Source organism: Parasphingorhabdus sp. (assembly GCF_039939955.1).
GTDB lineage: Bacteria > Pseudomonadota > Alphaproteobacteria > Sphingomonadales > Sphingomonadaceae > Parasphingorhabdus.
Map to the genome: position 1 here is coordinate 49,383 of NZ_JBDVHS010000006.1, position 15,775 is coordinate 65,157.

Consider the following 15,775-nt stretch of genomic DNA (forward strand, 5'->3'; position numbering starts at 1 on the left):
TTTACCTTACTTGTAAAAGGCAGTATCTGCACTTTAAATACTCTATGTGATACTTAGATAAAAGCGGTCCATCCATAGTCAGACTGCAGGTCAGAATCTAGCCCTCGTCGCCCATTTTCAGCGCCGCGATAAAGGCTTCCTGCGGAATGCTGACATTGCCATATTCGCGCATCTTCGCTTTGCCCTTTTTCTGCTTTTCGAGCAGCTTCTTCTTCCGGCTGATATCGCCGCCATAGCATTTCGCGGTCACATCCTTGCGCATCGCCGAGATCGTCTCGCGGGCAATCACCTTGCCGCCAATCGCCGCTTGTACGGGAATCTTGAACAGATGCCGCGGGATCAGGTCCTTGAGCCGCTCGCACATATGCCGGCCACGCGCTTCGGCGGCATCGCGGTGGACAATCATGCTCAGCGCGTCGACCGGATCGCCGTTGACCATGATGTTCATCTTCACCAACTGGCCGGTGCGCAGACCGATCTGGTGATAGTCAAAGCTCGCATAGCCGCGCGAAATACTCTTCAGCCGGTCGTAAAAGTCGAACACCACCTCATTGAGCGGCAGCTCATAGACCACCTGCGCCCGGTCGCCGACATAGGTCAGGTTCTTCTGCACCCCGCGCCGGTCCTGGCAGAGCTTCAATATGCCGCCGAGATATTCATCCGGGCAATAGATGGTCGCCTCGATCCACGGCTCCTCAATCTCGCGGATCTTGACGACATCCGGCATATCCGCCGGGTTGTGCAGGAACTGCTCGCTGCCGTCATTCATCTCTATCCGGTAGACCACCGACGGTGCCGTCGTAATCAGGTCCAGATCATATTCGCGCGTCAGCCGCTCCTGAACAATCTCCAGATGGAGAAGCCCGAGGAAGCCACAACGGAAGCCCTGCCCCAAGGCGGCGCTGGTTTCCATCTCGAACGTGAAGCTGGCGTCATTGAGCCGCAGCTTGCCGATGCTCTCGCGCAACTTTTCAAAGTCCGCGGCATCGACCGGGAACAGACCGCAGAAGACTACAGATTGCACTTCCTTGAAGCCCGGAAGCGGCTCCGGCGCCGGATTTTTCACCGTTGTAATCGTATCGCCGACCGCGGTCTGGCTGACTTCCTTGATCTGCGCGGTGATAAAGCCGATTTCGCCCGCTGCCAGCTCTGGCAACTGCTCGACCTTCGGCCGCATACAGCCGACACGGTCGACCAGATGTTCGGTGCCCTGCGCCATGAACTTGATCCGCTGGCCCTTGGTCAGCACACCGTCGATCACCCGCACCAGAATCACCACGCCCAGATAAGGGTCATACCAGCTATCGACCAGCATCGCCTTCAGCGGCTTGTCGCGATCACCGCCCGGTGGCGGGATTTTGACAACAATCTGCTCCAATATATCCTCGATGCCGATGCCCGACTTGGCACTGGCCGACACCGCTTCCGATGCATCCAGCCCGATAATTTCTTCAATCTCGTTGCGCACCCGCTCCGGCTCGGCGGCCGGCAGATCGATCTTGTTGAGCACCGGAATAATCTCGTGATCATGCTCGATCGACTGATAGACGTTGGCCAAAGTCTGCGCCTCGACCCCCTGCGCCGCATCGACCACCAGCAAAGCGCCCTCACAGGCCGCCAGCGACCGCGACACTTCATAGGCAAAATCAACATGGCCCGGCGTGTCCATCAGGCTGAGCTCATAGGTCTCGCCATCCTTCGCCGTATAGTTCAGCCGCACCGTCTGCGCCTTGATCGTAATCCCGCGCTCGCGCTCGATATCCATATTGTCGAGCACCTGCGCGCTCATCTCCCGCTCGGTCAGCCCGCCAGTATATTGGATCAGCCGGTCGGCAAGAGTCGATTTGCCATGATCGATATGGGCGATGATGGAGAAATTGCGGATATGGGAACGTTCAGTCATCCGCGCCCGTTAGCAGGGGCGTGCCGCCATGTCAGCAGGAAACATCGGCTGAGCAGTTCCACGGAGGGGCGGCGCTATATCTTGCCCGCCTTCCCGCAAGGCGCTAAATCCGCTCCATGCGCACCCGCCTCGCCATTTGCCGCAAGAAAAAGCGCTTTGCCAGTGAAGCAGACGCGATAATGGCGGCACAAAGGGCGACCATTGACCTCCGCCCCTATCATTGTGATCGCTGCTTTCACTATCATCTGACCAGCCGCACCAAGGGAAAACGTCGCTTGCCTGCTGTCGATTGAGACGTGCCCTTCCCCCGTACCTGCCCTCCCCCGCCTTGTCACAAACGTGAAATAAATATGCCATGAAAGGGCAACGCGCTGGTCATAGATCGTGCATCATCATGCAACGCAAATGCAACGGACAGGCGATTATGAAACACCATATGCTCAAGACGATAGGCCTGCTGGCCGGGACCGCGGCGATCGGGCTCTATCCTGCGGCCGCTATGGCCGCGGAAATTTCTGCGGAACAGGCTGCGGCTCTGCTGACCAAGTTGAATCAAATGGAGCGCGAAATTGCCGATCTGAAATCGCAGCTCAGCGATGTGCAACAGACCCAGCAAGCCTCGACCAGCGCGATTGCGTCGACGGAGGCCAAGATTGCTGCGACCGAGAAACGGCTGGAGCAGCAGAAGCCCGTCAAGGTCGGCTGGAAAGGCGCGCCAGAGATGAAAGGCGAGGACGGCTGGAGCTTCAAACCGCGTGGCCGCATCCAATATGACTTTGGCACCGTAGACGCCCCTGCCGCGATCAACGACGCAGGCCTCGGTTTCGCCAACGAAGCCCGCCGCATCCGGCTGGGCGCTTCCGGCGCCATTCCGGGCGGCTTTGGCTATAAGCTGGAAATGGATTTCGCCGGCAACGACCTGACCCTGACCGACGCGTTTTTCACCTATAAGGATGACGGGCTGACCGTGACTTTGGGACAGCAGAACCCGTTCCAGGGGCTCGAAGAGCTATCGAGCAGCAACGACACCAGCTTTATCGAACGCGCTGGCTATACCGATGCTTTCGGTTTCGAACGGCGGGTCGGGATTTCCGCGCAATATAGCATTTCCGACCTGTTGTTTCAGGCCGGTGTCTTTACTGCCAATATCGATGATTTGAATGATGACGAAAATGAAGCCATCGGTTTTGACGTGCGCGCCGTCGCGATGCCGAAACTGGGCGATGTGCAGACCCATTTCGGCGCTTCCTATCACTATCGCGATCTGGGCGATTCCATCGACACCCGCCGCTATCGCCAGCGCCCGCTTGTGCATTTTACCGACACACGGTTCATCAACACCGGCAACATCAGCGATGCTGAATCCGAAACCAGCTACGGACTGGAAGCAGCAATGATCTCTGGGCGTTTCCATGCGGCCGCAGAGGGCCACTGGCTGAAGCTCAACCGCACCGGCAATATGGCTGACCCGACTTTCTTCGGCGGCTCGGTTGAAGCAGGCCTGTTCCTGACCGATGACACGCGCGGCTATAAGGGCGGCGTGTTCAAAGGCGTGAAGGTCGCCAATCCTGTTGGCAAAGGCGGCATGGGTGCATGGCAGGTCAACGCGCGCTACGATCATCTCGACCTGAGCGATGCGGGCATCGTTGGCGGCACGCAGGACAGCTATCAGGCTTCCCTGATCTGGACGCCGATCAACTATGTCCGGTTCATGCTATCCTATGCGAAGATGGATTATAATAATGCTGCGATCCTGGCGGCGGGCGACAGCGACTATAGCGTCGACACGTTCGCTGGACGTTTTCAGCTGAGCTTCTAAACCCCATCACCGCATGGGCGTTACTGCGAGTAGCGATCATGCCGGTTCACCCAGATAATGGCCTAGCGACCGGATCATGTGGATATGATTGGTCATACCTGCCACTTCGGCGCCGATGATACTGGTGAAAGCGATGCATTGTTGATGCACAGTCGCGAGGCCGAAAGCGTTGAACGTATTAGCGCGGCATCCGCTTCATCGCTTCCAGCGGCGGACTGTCCGGTGTCGCATGGAATAGCTCCATCCGTTCAAAGCCAAGGCTGGCATAAAAGCGCTGGTTCGCAGGATTGCTGTTTTCCAGATAGGCTATGGTACCGCTGCGGTCGCAGGCGTCCAGAACCGGGTTGATCAACCGTCGCCCAAGTCCCTTGCCGCGCCCTGCACTGGCAACGCCAACGGTGAACAGATAGGCATGCGGCCCTTTGAGATGGTGGCTTGCCATTGCCTCACCCGCAGCCTTACCCCGCTGTAACGCGCCAAGGCCGCCGCTCGCGAACATCCCCCAATAAGTTTGCAGCCTTCCGATCGTGGAGGTGTCGGACTTGTCGCCAGGCATCAGCCACATGGTCGCGGCAAGATCCTCCCCGTCTTCACTCAATATCTGACAGAAACCATTGGGGGTATAGATATGCTTCGCGAGATTACCGAAGGTCCGCCGCATCGGTTCGAAGCCGCCGAATAGCCAGCTATTGAACGGATCATCGCGAAAAGCATCCGCGGTAATCTCGGTTAGCGCCGGCACGCTTTCTGTCCCGACCGTCCGAATGCCTTCTGCGGGCGCTATATCCGATGCTTTTAGCATCCGTATCGAAAGCTCTTCATATTAATATATGCCGCCTTCAGCCTGCAAGAATTCATCATCATTCTGCGCGGGTGTGCGATTGCGATTGGCAGCCTGTGCAGCAGCTTCTGCCGCAGCCTGTTCCGCAAGCAACTGTGCTTTGCGGGCTTCCAGTCGGGCCAGAAGCTCCTCTTTGCGGATCGAACGGCGCGGTTCGGTTTCCGGTTTAAAGACATCCCAGATGACCGCTGATTGCGGATCGTCGGTCGGCCAGCCACCATAGACGCGCTTACCGCTCTTGCGGTCGACCCGAACCATACGAATGCCCTTCGGGGCAACAAATGGTGTTTTCGGCATGCCTGCCATCGCTTTTTCGGCAAAGCGACGGAAAATCGGCGCGGCCAATGTACCGCCCTGCGCGTAACCGCCCATATTGCGCGGTTGATCATAGCCCATATAGACCCCGGCCACCATGTCCGGTGAACCACCGACGAACCAGACATTGGTCGGGCCACTAGCGGTCCCGGTCTTGCCGAACAGAGGTCGATTGAGGCCTTTAAGATTCTGCGCGGTGCCACGCGTAATCACGCCCTGTAATATGTCGATCATCTGATAGGCCGTCATCGGATCCATCAGCTGTCTTCCAGCAGGACGCGGACGCGGCATCGGCTGACCATCCCAATCGCGCAGATTGCAGTTTTCACACATCCGCTTGTCGGTCCGGAAAATCACTTTGCCTTCACGGTTTTGAACAAAATCAATCACCGTCGGGTTCAGTTCCCGACCATGATTGGCGAGCATGGAATAAGCATTGGTCAATTTCATCACCGATGTATCGCCAGCACCGAGAGCGAAAGCGAGATAGGGATTATAATCACCAATTCCCATCGTCTTGATCGTGCTGACAACATTTTCCATGCCGGCATCATTGGCCGCGCGAACCGTCATCAAGTTGCGTGATTGTTCAACACCCCAGCGCAAGGTCTGCTCACCCGCACCGCGTGCATTGCCAAAATTCCGGAAACATTTCCGCCCGAGCGCCGCTGATTGATAGACGCAAAACGGGCTGTCATCGATCAGAGTCGCCGGTGTCATGCCTTTTTCCAACGCAGTCGCATAGACAAAGGGCTTGATCGTCGAACCTGGCTGGCGCTCTGCCTGCGTGGCCCGGTTGAACGAACTCATCCGATCATCAAACCCGCCCTGCATCGCCCAAATTCGACCATTGTGGGGGTTTTGTACGACCATCCCACCCGAAACTTCCGGGACGTTTTCAAGCCGATATCTGCTGCCACCCAAAGGGCTAACGGCAATGATATCTCCCACTTTCAACTTACTTGGAGCGGAGCTGATCTGACCGGCTGTCCCATCCTTGAAACCAATTTCGGTTTCGCTTCTCGCAGATTTGGTAACCACCGCAATTTGCCAATTTGCATGATCGGTGTTGATAAAGGTCGAGGCCAACCGCTGGGGCCATTGGTCATCAATCTCAATCGTGTTGATCGGACCCGTCCAGCCCTTACCGCGACTATATCGCAGCAAGCCTTCCCGCAGCGCGTCTTTCGTATATCCCTGCAATTGCGGATTCAGCGATGTTCGAACCCATAAGCCACCAGAATAAACGCTATACGGTCCAGCCTCCTCATTTTCGCCAAATTGCTCGATCAGCTGGCGGCGGACTTCCTCGATGAAATACCCACCCACCCGTTCAAAACGGGGGCCGGAATTGGAAACCGCACCCAGTGGCTGCGCCGACGCGGTCTGATATTGCGCGGATGTGATCCAGTCATTGTCACGCATACCCTTCAACACCCAGTTGCGGCGCCCGATAGCGCGCTCCGCATGTACTTCCGGGCGATAGTTGGACGGCCCTTTTGGTAGGATCGCCAGATAGGCTATTTCGTGCAGCGCGAGTGCGTCGACATCTTTGTTAAAATAGGCCTGCGCGGCGGCTTGTACGCCATAAGCATTGCGGCCGAGAAATATCTGATTGAGATAAAGCTCAAGGATTTCCTCTTTGGTCAGCACATCCTCAATGCGATAGGCCAGAATGGCTTCACGCACTTTCCGACGATAGGAAACTTCACTGGACAGCAGCAGGTTTTTCGCAACCTGCTGGGTAATTGTCGACGCTCCGACTGGTCGCCCGCTATTGCTAATATTTGTAACGATCGCGGTGGCAATGCCGGGATAGTCGAGTCCGCCATGTTCAAAAAAGGTACGATCTTCCGCCGCCAGATATGCCCGGACCAGCAATGCCGGATATTCTGAAAACTCTAGTTGCACCCGCCGTTCGCGAGCATAGCTATGGACAGGTTCGCCATCATAAGCGCGCACCATCGTCGGCAACGGCGGCTCATAGGTTCGCAAAGCTGCTGCGTCAGGCAAATCCCGAGCAAAAATCAACCAGATCAGCAACCAGCCAAGAGCACATAGCCCTAAGAAGGCTGCGAACAGTCGAAACCATTTTTTCTGCCAGAGTTTTTGAATTCGCTCGAAAAAGCTGCCTGTGCTCCGTTCCAGCTTATAGGCAAGGCTCTCTTCAGCCGTATCAGACGCATCATTTACCATAGGCTGCGCTATCTAAACGGCCTCGCGAGCATTTTCCAGCGATTATCGATGAAAAGCGCCGACAAGCCGGAGCCGAGATGACGGAACTGGTGTTGGTCCTGCCTGCCGCCTAGCGCAGGGCGAGTTTGCGCGCAAAATGCGACTCGATTGCGCTTGCAATCCCAGTAGCGATTCTGGTCTTGCCTTCCTTCGAACTGAGAAAAGCAACATCATCCTTGTTGCTCAAATACCCGCTTTCAAACAACACCGATGGGGTGTCCGGGGCCTTAAGCACAACCAGCGACGCGAAACGATGCGGATTGGTACGGAAAGTGATCTTCCGCTGGCCTTCGCGGATCAGCAATTTCGCAAAATCAGCCGACACATTCAGGGTTTCGCGTTGCGTCAGATCGATCAAAATCGACGAAACATCATTATTGGAGCCGCCAAGGTTCACGCCATTGATGATATTCGCGCGATTTTCTCGCGCCGCCAGCTTTGCAGCCTCCCGGTCCGATGCCACTTCTGACAAAGTATAGACGGTTGCACCGGAAGCCGCCTGGTTGCCAGCGGCGTCGGCGTGGATCGAAATAAAGAGATCCGCGCCCAGACGCCGTGCAATGCCATAGCGCTCTTCGAGAACCAGAAACTTATCCGTATCGCGGGTCAAGGCTACGCGAACCTGCCCGCCGGCAATCAACCGATCGCGAACCGCCGTGGCGATAGCCAAGACGACGTCTTTCTCATATTTACCGCCATGGGGCGAAACGGCCCCTGGATCATGACCGCCATGGCCGGCATCAATGACCACCAACGGTCGTTTTGAATCATTCGGCCCGTATATTTTCGGTAGACGGACGCTATCCTGTGGTTTGCCCAAGGGGACCTTAACACTATAGCTTTTTTTCGGCGGCTCCGCTCGGAACTTCAGCGGCGGTAGAAAAGATTGTCGTCCAGTCGCTAACTGGCTTTGGCCAACGGCTTTCAAGCTTAGCTGCAAACTTTTACCGTCCTTCGAAAAACGGCCACTGGTAATCACAGCGGGTCGATCCAGATCGAATACAATGCGCGCAATATTGGGATTATATTGTCCCTGTCGCACGGATTTGACGATACCCTTCGCATAGCCGCCCCGCCCAGCCTTACCGCCACGAACATCTACGGCGATACGGTCCGGCCCGATCAAGGAAAAGGTTGAGACTCCTTCTACCAGATCATCAAATGAAACGGTGATTTGCGAACCGCGTACTTCAATACGGCTGATCGAACCGGCCTGCGCCGGATTGGTTAGCAGCAAACTCGATAGCAGGATGGTTACCAAAGCCATGGCTTGCTTATGCATCGCACGGCCCTTTTTGGTCCAGTCAAATTTCATGGCTTCGGATTTCCTGCTTAAATAACAACGCAAAACTACGTGAAGAAGCCATTAAGGATGCTTTGATAAGACATGGTGAAATGACACGGTTAACAGCGCGTTAGGCATGTTTTTATGTTGTCCCCTATTCCGCTAGATGTTTCACGACAGTCACAGTTTGTGTTGCCGATCAGCCCGAGCGGTGCTAGCACCCTGTTCGAACCAACAGGAAAATCCTGAAATGGTTCGACTAAATGCCGAAAATCATTCGGCATCTACCAGGTTGACGCGACATGAGACATGACATTTCCGGCTTTGAAGCTCTCCATATCGGAAGCGCTTCTATGGGCGGAACGACCTTGGCTACCGGCCAGGGCCATGCAGTTGTTGCAGACACAATTTTATCTGAATTTTTTCAAATCAACCGGATAACGCCGCCCGCCCCTCATCAAAGGACCGCGCGCGAAAAACCGTTATCCCTACCATATCGCATGGCACCAACGGGCTCTCGCTCTCTCTGCCATGCCAGGAGACTATTGAATGACAACGCGCATGCTAATCGACGCGCGCCACCAGGAAGAAACCCGGGTGGCGGTCGTAAAAGGGAACAAAATTGAGGAATTCGATTTTGAATCTTCCGAACACAAACAACTAAAAGGCAATATCTATCTAGCAAAAGTAACCCGCGTCGAACCGTCGCTGCAGGCCGCTTTCGTTGACTATGGTGGCAACCGCCATGGCTTCCTTGCCTTTTCGGAAATTCACCCGGACTATTATCAGATTCCGCAAGAGGATCGCGAGAAGCTGTTGGCTGAAGAAGCCGAGCATGCAGCAGAAGAAGCTGCCCTGCGCGCTCAGGAAGAGGAAGAAGAAGACGCTCCTGCGGATATGGTCCGTAGCGATGCGACCGAAGAGCTCGACACCGCGCTGGTCGAAGTCGACAAGGATGAAAGCGTTGACACGATCGATGTCACCGAAGGCGAAATTCCATCCGAAGCGAGCAGCGATGAGGATGATGACGACGATTCTGAAGAAGAAGAAGAAGAAACGTCAGAAGAAAATACCGAAAACAAAGGCAAGAGCGGAGGCCGTCGCGGACGCGGTGGCCGCAACCGTGGTCGTGGCAAAGGCAATATGCCAAAAGCCAGTGATCAGGCCCGTCAAAAACGTATGGCGTTGCGCAAACGCTACAAGATACAGGACGTTATCCAACGGCGGCAGGTCGTGCTCGTTCAGGTCGTCAAGGAAGAACGCGGCAACAAAGGCGCTGCGCTCACCTCCTATCTCAGCTTGGCAGGCCGCTATTGCGTATTGATGCCAAACACCTCCCACGGCGGCGGCATTAGCCGGAAAATCAACAATGCCGGCGACCGTAAGCGGTTGAAATCCATCATTGCCGGTCTGAACCTACCGACCAGCATGGGTTGCATCGTCCGCACCGCAGGACTTTCCCGGACAAAACCAGAAATCAAACGGGATTTTGATTATCTCGCCCGTCTATGGGACGAAGTTCGCGAAAAAACTTTGAGCGCGACGGCACCCAGCCTGATCCACAGCGACAGCGACCTCGTCAAACGCGCGATCCGTGACATTTACAATCGTGAGATTGAACAAGTCCTGGTCGAAGGGGCTGATGGCTATACGGCGGCGAAAAACTTCATGAAATTGCTGATGCCCAGCCACAGCAAGCGAGTGAAGAGCTATGCCGATCCGGTCTCGCTCTTCCAACGCTATGGCGTCGAGGATCAGCTGTCTGCGATGTATTCCCCAGAGGTTCAGCTGAAATCCGGTGGCTATCTGGTGATCAATCCAACCGAAGCGCTGGTGTCGATCGACATTAACTCCGGACGATCGACCCGTGAACACGGGATCGAAGCAACCGCGGTCAAGACCAATATGGAAGCCGCTGCAGAAATCGCGCGCCAATTGCGTTTGCGCGATATGGCCGGACTGGTGGTCATCGATTTCATCGACATGGATCGCAACGGCAATGTTCGCAAAGTCGAACGGGCAATGCGCGACGCGCTGAAAAACGACCGTGCACGTATTCAGGTGGGCCGGATATCCAGCTTTGGCTTGATGGAAATGAGCCGCCAGCGCCTGCGCACCGGTGTGCTTGAGGCTTCCACCAAAGTCTGCCCGCATTGTGAAGGCACCGGATTGGTGCGGACAGCGTCCTCTTCGGCCCTATCGGCCCTGCGCCTGCTGGAAGAAGAAGCGGCGAAAGGCAAAGCCAGCAAGATCAGCCTGCGCACGAGCCAGGAAGCTTGCATCTATGTCTTGAACAGCAAGCGTCACGAGATTGAAGATATTGAGAAACGCTATGGCGTCTCGATCGAAATCGTGCCGGACGGTGAAACCGAAGGTGCGCGGATGGAAATCCAGACATCAGGTAGTCCACCAAAAAATATGCCGAAATTCGAGCCCATCGTCGATGATGATGACGATGATCAGGTCGAAGCAGGTCATAATGATCGCGAAGACGGCGGTGAGCGGCCTAAACGCAAACGGCGGCGGCGGGGCAGACGCAACCGCGGCGGTGATCGCCCGGAATCCGGCAATTCCGAGAATAACAACTCCGAGAATAGCGGCGAGACTGCTACGCAGACGAAGGAAACGGCAGATGCTAGCGATCAGGCCGAGAAGCCGAAACCGCGCACGCGCCGTACCAGCGCTCGCAAGGCCGATAGCGCGCCTGCTACAACCGCTTCCGAAACCGGCAGCGAGGAAAAGCCAGAAGCGGCGCCCAAGCCACGGCGGCGGCGTTCTGCCAAAAGCGAAACCGAAGCTGAAAAGCCAGTAGCAGGCAAAGAACCGGAAGCAGAGGCGACGGAGGAACAACCAAAACGTCGCCGAGCGCCACGTAAAGCCAAGGAAACCAAGGAAACGGCTACGACTCCTGCGGCTGAGACCGACGGCGGAACCGCTGAGGAAAAGCCAGCGGCCAAAAAGGCTCCGCGGGCACGCGCAAAGAAAGCTGATACAGCAGGAACTGCTGACAAGGCTGCTCCAAAAGCGGCCAAAGAAAAAGCGCCTGCCAAACCGCGGAAAACAAAAACCGCTGCGAAACCAAAGGATGATGCTGTCGCAAAAACATCCGATAGTGACGCCGCGAAATCTAGTGATGGGCCACCGCGTCAAGGATGGTGGCAACGCACATTTGGATGATCTGAATGACAGCTTTCCCGTCCCAATAGCGGGGCGAGGAAGCTGTCACTTTCATCCACGGTTCAGGCAGCCATTGTCAGAAGGAAAGATTATAAACGGACTTTCATGCTGAGGAATTTCATGCGCAATAGATTTGCTGTTCTAATTTCCCGCATCGGCCTGCCCAACGCAGGCCGTTTGACCCGTTTCATGGTTGCATTTCTGGCGATGATTTCGATCACCGTCCAACCCGTTGTCGCCCAATCCATTTTGCGCGATGCCGAAACCGAAGCTTTATTCACCGAAATGGTCTCACCTTTGGTGGAGGCTTCTGAACTGGATGCCGACGAGGTCGAGGTAATCCTGATCAACGACCGCCAAATCAATGCCTTTGTCGCTGGCGGCCAACGGATGTTTTTCTATTCCGGTCTTATCGAAAAAGCGGATAGCGCCAATGAAGTGCAAGGCGTTATGGCCCATGAATTGGGTCATATCACGGGTGGCCATGCCATTCGTTTCAACGAAGGTGTGAAAACCGCAACCGGAATCACCTTGCTTAGCCTGGTGTTAGGCGCAGCCGCCATCGCGGCCGGAGCGGGCGATGCCGGAATGGGTATATTGGCCGCAGGCCAGCAAGCCGCCTTGGGTAAATTCCTGGCCTTTAGCCGTGTCCAAGAACGCGCGGCGGATTCGGCCGGAGCCCGCTATCTCTCCGAAGCGGGTATAACGGGCAAAGGCTCAATCGACTTTTTCAAGAAACTGCAAAATTTTGAATTCCGTCTCGGCATACCGCAGGAGGATAGCTACGGCCGGACCCATCCCCTGTCCGGCGAGCGGATTAGTCTATTGAGGGAAGTCTACCAAGCAGACCCTGCCTGGGACACACCGTCCGATCCGGAAATTGAAGCCCAGTTCCAGCGGGTAAAGGCCAAGCTCCTTGGTTTTACGGCGGACCCTGCCGTGACATTGCGGGAATATCCGGAAAGCGACCAATCGGTCCCTGCCCGCTATGCCCGCGCTTATGCTTGGCACAAGAGCGCCTATCCTGATCGCGCCCTCTATGAAGTCAACAATCTGCTCCAAACCACGCCGGATGATCCCTATTTTCTGGAACTACATGGCCAGATCCTGTTGGAATCGGGCAAACCGAACGATGCTTTGAAATCATTGCGCAAAGCTGTGCAACTCACCAATAATCAGCCGCTGATTGCCAGCCTGTTCGGTCACGCCTTGATAGCCACCGAAGACCCGCAATATTTTGAAGAGGCAACACAAGTTCTAAAGGCTGCGGTGCATAAGGATAATCGCAATCCCTTTGCATGGTATCAGCTGGGTGTCGTCTATTCTCATCAAGGCGACATGGCGCGCGCGCAACTGGCAACGGCGGAAAGCTCCTTGCTCGAACGCAATTATGCCAGCGCTATCCGCAGCTCCCAAATCGCTATGGCCGGTATCACCGAAAATACCGCGGACTGGATAAGAGCGCAGGATATTTCGTTCATCGCCAAAGCGGAATTCGAAAAAAGCAGCCGCCGCCGCTAAGCCATTTGGGCTAGACAAGGCTAGCGCCCATGGCCAATGCCATCCTTCAACGAAAGAATCTGATTGTGGAAGATAGTTCAAATAGAAAGTGGATGATTATGGCAGGTGGTGGTCTGGCTATAGCAGCGGCAATAGGCATTTGGTTCTGGCAAAGCAGCAGCGCTTCTACGACCGATGCGACAAGCAAAGCCGCACTGGCGGCTGGCATTGACGCACAACAACAAAAGGCCATCGAGGGAATCGTCCGCGACTATATCCTGAAAAATCCAGAGATTATCCCTGAAGCAGTGGAATTGCTGCAAAATCGCCAGAAGGCTGATGCGATTAGCGCTGTTCGAGCGACAATTGAGAAGCCCTTTGCCGGAAATGCCTTTGCCGGCAATCCCAATGGCGATGTCACTGTCGTGGAATATTCGGACTTCGCCTGCCCTTATTGCAAACAGACCGAACGCGACATCGCCAGGCTGATTGCCGAAGACAAGAATGTGAAAGTCGTGTTTCGCGAGCTTCCTATCCTGAGCGAAGCTAGCAACGATGCGGCGCTAATGGCGCTGGCAGCGGCGAAACAGGGCAAATATTATGCGTTCCACAAAACCATGTTCGCTACCGGTCGCCCGACCCCGTCGACGATCAATGCCGCCGCCAATGAAATTGGTCTAGACATGGCAGCTGCGCGGGCCTTTATCGCTTCACCGGAAGCCAAGCAGGAAATCCAGAGCAACATAGCCATCGCGCAGCAAATGCGCTTCACCGGCACGCCTGCCTGGGTGGTCGGCGATCAGTCGGAAGTCGGCGCGGTTGGCTATGACGGATTGAAAGAAATGGTCGCGAAGGCGCGGGCAGCCAATTAGGCTTCGTCCGCCCTGCCCTTGAACCCTTGGGCAATTACATACCATTCCGATGATCCCTTACGGCTCGCCGGTGGTTTTGCATGTTTGACCACTTCAAAATGCTGCTTCAACAAAGTCAGCAGCTCATGATCCGTTCCACCCGCTAGCACCTTGGCGACAAAAGCACCGCCTTTTTGCAGATTTTCAACCGCAAAATAGGCACCGGCTTCGACCAGTCCCATCGTCCGCAAATGGTCGGTTTGCTGATGGCCAACCGTATTGGCGGCCATATCGGACAGCACCAGATCCGGGGCGCACCCGAGCGCCTCTATCAACATATCTGGCGCGGCATCATCCATGAAGTCCATCTTGAAAATGGTCACTCCTTCGATCGGATCGACATCGAGCAGATCAATCCCGACAACCGCCGCCTTGGGCGCAAATTTTCGTACGACCTGAGCCCAGCCACCCGGCGCAATCCCGAGGTCAACAACCGCCTTCGCTTTGCGCACCAGCTTGAAGCGCTCGTCCAATTCCAGCAATTTATAGGCTGCGCGTGACCGATAGCCATCGGCCCGGGCCTGTTTGACATAGGGATCGTTCAACTGCCGTTCGAGCCATCGGGTCGAACCAATTTTCCGGCCCTTTGCGGTTTTGACCCGTTGCTTGCCTCCTGACCGACCTCGGCTCATCGGCCCACTCCCCGTTCGTTGGACGACATTAACGACCGCAATATACCTTCTCGGATGCCGCGATCTGCAACACCAACCCGTGAGGCCGGCCAAATATCAAGAATCGCTTCTAATATGGCACAGCCACCCACCACCAGATCGGCACGCTCCCGCCCGATACATGGGATATCCGCCCGCTCATCCGGCGTCGCCTCAGCCAGCATCGCGCTAATATCCCGCATCGATTCTGTCGGAACAATCAACCCGTCGATCAGCTTGCGATCATATTGTGGTAATTTCAGATGCAGGCTGGCCAATGTCGTCACCGTGCCGCTGGTACCCAGCAACCGATAATCGCATTGCTCCATGCGCGGCAGGCGATCCGCAAAACTGGAGAAGCTTTCCGTGACCCGCTCCCGCATCGTTGCAAAAGCCTCGCGGCGCGCAACCGGGTCATCGCCGTCGAACCGCTCGCTTTCGGTCAAAGAAACCACGCCCCACGGCGCACTTTGCCAGTCGATAATCTCCGGCGCTGCTCCGCTGGTATCCACCAGCACAAGCTCCGTCGAGCCGCCGCCTATGTCAAAAATCAAGGCTGGGCCATCGCCCGGCTCCAGCAATATCTGACATCCCAGAACCGCGAGCCGTGCTTCTTCTTCCGCTGTGATCACATCAAGCGCGATACCGGTTTCGCGGCGAACGCGCTCGATAAATTTGTCGCCATTGCTAGCCCGTCGACAGGCTTCGGTCGCGACCGACCGGGCGAGCGTCACATTGCGCCGGCGCAGCTTATCCGCGCAGATCGATAAGGCAGCAACCGCCCGATCCATTGCCCGGCTGCTAATCCGACCGGTTTCAACCAATCCCTCGCCGAGCCGCACGACCCGCGAGAAAGCATCTGTAACGATGAAGCCGTCCGACGACGGTTTGGCGACCAGCAACCGGCAGTTGTTGGTGCCCAGATCTATTGCTGCATAAGATCGCAACTTGGGCCAACGCCCACCAGCTTGATGGACAGACGACGCAATACGACTCTGTCCTTTATGTGTCGCCGCATGTTTCGGGCGGGGTTTCCTCGCGGATGCTCCGCCTTTTGTATCTTGCGGCGATGGGGACGCATGATCCGCCATAACCGTACTCTTATATTCTCCGGATCGGATAATACCGCCGGTACTTGC

At 55.8% G+C, this 15,775-nt stretch carries 11 protein-coding genes; 5 read left to right on the forward strand and 6 right to left on the reverse strand.

Annotation, left to right across the window (positions count from 1 at the left end):
• Positions 1-97: 97 nt before the first annotated feature.
• Complete coding sequence (lepA, locus tag ABJG22_RS11425) at positions 98-1,903, reverse strand: translation elongation factor 4 (protein ID WP_348020402.1); 1,806 nt, start codon at positions 1,901-1,903, stop codon at positions 98-100.
• A 116-nt stretch (positions 1,904-2,019) separates the two neighbouring features.
• On the opposite strand from lepA, the gene ABJG22_RS11430 reads away from it, so the two are divergent.
• Both ABJG22_RS11430 and ABJG22_RS11435 read left to right on the forward strand, forming a co-directional pair.
• Entirely contained in the window at positions 2,020-2,196 is a 177-nt protein-coding gene (locus ABJG22_RS11430; RefSeq protein WP_348020403.1) for a hypothetical protein, read from the forward strand.
• 143 nt (positions 2,197-2,339) lie between these two features.
• Positions 2,340-3,722 carry a porin gene (locus ABJG22_RS11435; protein ID WP_348020404.1) on the forward strand — a complete coding sequence of 461 codons (1,383 nt, stop codon included), beginning with the start codon at positions 2,340-2,342 and terminating at the stop codon, positions 3,720-3,722.
• Between the two features lie 178 nt (positions 3,723-3,900).
• Here the strand turns inward: ABJG22_RS11435 and ABJG22_RS11440 are convergent, their stop codons facing one another.
• From ABJG22_RS11440 to ABJG22_RS11450, 3 genes are all read right to left on the reverse strand, one after another.
• Positions 3,901-4,524 carry a GNAT family N-acetyltransferase gene (locus ABJG22_RS11440; protein ID WP_348020405.1) on the reverse strand — a complete coding sequence of 208 codons (624 nt, stop codon included), beginning with the start codon at positions 4,522-4,524 and terminating at the stop codon, positions 3,901-3,903.
• A 21-nt stretch (positions 4,525-4,545) separates the two neighbouring features.
• Positions 4,546-7,074, reverse strand: a complete 2,529-nt coding sequence (locus ABJG22_RS11445; RefSeq protein WP_348020406.1) for a PBP1A family penicillin-binding protein — start codon at positions 7,072-7,074, stop codon at positions 4,546-4,548.
• Positions 7,075-7,183: 109 nt separating this feature from the next.
• A complete protein-coding gene (locus ABJG22_RS11450; protein WP_348020407.1) occupies positions 7,184-8,428 on the reverse strand; it encodes an N-acetylmuramoyl-L-alanine amidase in 1,245 nt (414 codons plus the stop codon).
• Positions 8,429-8,947: 519 nt separating this feature from the next.
• Here ABJG22_RS11450 and ABJG22_RS11455 point away from each other — a divergent pair.
• The 3 genes from ABJG22_RS11455 (at position 8,948) to ABJG22_RS11465 (ending at position 13,947) form a co-directional block, all read left to right on the forward strand.
• A complete protein-coding gene (locus tag ABJG22_RS11455) occupies positions 8,948-11,575 on the forward strand; it encodes an Rne/Rng family ribonuclease (protein WP_348020408.1) in 2,628 nt (875 codons plus the stop codon).
• A 189-nt stretch (positions 11,576-11,764) separates the two neighbouring features.
• Positions 11,765-13,096, forward strand: coding sequence for a M48 family metalloprotease (locus ABJG22_RS11460; protein WP_348020905.1), 1,332 nt, complete (start codon positions 11,765-11,767; stop codon positions 13,094-13,096).
• A gap of 92 nt (positions 13,097-13,188) precedes the next feature.
• Positions 13,189-13,947 carry a DsbA family protein gene (locus ABJG22_RS11465; RefSeq protein ID WP_348020409.1) on the forward strand — a complete coding sequence of 253 codons (759 nt, stop codon included), beginning with the start codon at positions 13,189-13,191 and terminating at the stop codon, positions 13,945-13,947.
• On the opposite strand, the gene ABJG22_RS11470 is transcribed toward ABJG22_RS11465, so the two are convergent.
• Entirely contained in the window at positions 13,944-14,618 is a 675-nt protein-coding gene (locus tag ABJG22_RS11470; protein ID WP_348020410.1) for an RlmE family RNA methyltransferase, read from the reverse strand. The two genes, ABJG22_RS11465 and ABJG22_RS11470, sit on opposite strands and share 4 nt — an antisense overlap.
• Positions 14,615-15,727 carry a Ppx/GppA phosphatase family protein gene (locus ABJG22_RS11475; RefSeq protein ID WP_348020411.1) on the reverse strand — a complete coding sequence of 371 codons (1,113 nt, stop codon included), beginning with the start codon at positions 15,725-15,727 and terminating at the stop codon, positions 14,615-14,617. The genes ABJG22_RS11470 and ABJG22_RS11475 overlap by 4 nt, the downstream gene beginning before the upstream one ends.
• Positions 15,728-15,775: the final 48 nt, after the last annotated feature.